This is a genomic window from Pseudoxanthomonas sp. LjRoot204_2 (assembly GCF_056175765.1).
The window spans coordinates 1-1,719 of record NZ_JBGFFG010000582.1 but is presented as its reverse complement, the minus strand read 5'-3'; the positions used below and the strand labels follow the sequence as shown (position 1 = coordinate 1,719).

Here is a 1,719-nt window from a genome sequence, read left to right as displayed (position 1 = left end):
GTCGGTGATGAGCGGTTTCCAGCGCGAAATCCGCGACCGCTTGCTCCAGGCCACGGCGCACGCGACGGTAATGGGCGCGGGCGAGGCCATGCACGACTGGCCGCATGCCACGAAGATCGCGATGGGCGATCCGCGCGTGTCGGGCGCGGCTCCTTTCATCAACGTGCAGGCGATGCTGACCGGCAATGCCGATCCTCAGGGTGCGCTGGTCACCGGCATCCTGCCTGGCGAGGAACCGAAGGTTTCCGTGATCGGCGACAAGATGAAGTCGGGCACGCTGGACTCGCTGAAGCCGGGTGAATTCCACATCCTGCTGGGTCAGGAGCTGGCGGCCTGGCTCCGCGTCGGCGTAGGCGACAGCGTCGTCGTTACCGCGGGCGACTTCCAAGGCACGCCGATGGGCGCGATGCCCAAGATCAAGCGCTTCACCGTCAGCGGCATTTTCTCGGTCGGTCACAACGACGTCGACCGCAACCTCGCGCTCGTGCACATGGGCGACCTGCAGCGTGTGTTGCGGATGGGCGAGGGCGTCACCGGCGTGCGTCTCAAACTGCACGACATGTACCAGTCCTGGGAGGTGGCACGCGACCTCGCGCTGCGTCTGCAGGGACCTTACCGGATCAGCGACTGGACCAGCGAGAACGCCAACCTCTACCACTCGCTGAAAATGGAGAAGACGGTGATGGGCATCCTGTTGTCCTTCATCATCCTGATGGGCGCGTTCTCGCTGGTGAACTCCCAGGTCATGCTGGTGACCGACAAGCAGGCCGATATCGCCATCCTGCGCACGCTGGGCCTGACGCCGCGCGGCGTGATGCAGGTGTTCATGGTGCAGGGCCTGCTGATCGGCGTGATGGGCACGGTCCTTGGCGTGGTCGGCGGCATCCTGCTGACCATCAACCTGGAGTACATCCTCGCCGCCATCGAAGCCGTGTTCAAGGTGACGTTGCTGCCGCCGGACGTGTACTACATCACCGGCTTGCCCTACGAACTCAGCGGCAGCGAAGTCGTGCTGATCGCCGCCGTGGCCTTGACGATGAGCTTCCTCGCCACGCTCTACCCGGCATGGCGGGCCGCCCGCACCCAGCCCGCGGAGGCGCTGCGCTATGAATGACGCCATCCGTTCCGCTGTCGTCCACGCCGAAGCGCTGGGCAAGACCTATGCCGAAGGCAAGCTGCGCACGCCGGTGTTCGACGGGCTGGAGTTGAACGTGCAGCCCGGCGAGACCGTCGCGATCGTGGGCGCGTCSGGCGCGGGCAAGAGCACGCTGTTGCACCTGCTCGGCGGTCTGGACACGCCGACCTCGGGCGAGGTGTACGTCGCCGGACAGAAGATGTCGTCGCTGTCCGACGCGGCGCGTGGCCAGCTGCGCAACTGCTCGCTCGGGTTCGTCTACCAGTTCCACCACCTTCTGCCCGAGTTCACCGCGCTCGAAAACGTCATGATGCCGGTGATGCTGGGTGGCGCGAACGCGGAAACGGCGTCAGGCAAGGCGAGGGCTTTGCTGGAGTCGGTCGGCCTGGGGCATCGCCTGGCGCACAAACCCGGTGAATTGTCGGGCGGCGAGCGGCAGCGTGCCGCGGTGGCGCGCGCCCTGGTCAACCAACCGGCCTGCGTGCTGGGCGATGAGCCCACGGGCAATCTGGACGAGAAGACCGCGGCGACCGTGTTCGACCTGATGCTCGACCTCAACCGGGCGCAGAAGACCAGTCTAGTAC

The 1,719-nt window shown here is 66.0% G+C and carries 2 protein-coding genes; both read left to right on the top strand.

From position 1 onward, the window contains the following. A partial coding sequence (locus AC04L7_RS18075; RefSeq protein ID WP_475513619.1) for a lipoprotein-releasing ABC transporter permease subunit occupies positions 1–1,114 on the top strand: 1,114 nt, incomplete at its 5' end. Beyond that, on the top strand, positions 1,107–1,719 hold a 613-nt coding region (locus tag AC04L7_RS18070), incomplete at its 3' end, for an ATP-binding cassette domain-containing protein (RefSeq protein ID WP_475513618.1). The genes AC04L7_RS18075 and AC04L7_RS18070, both read left to right, overlap by 8 nt.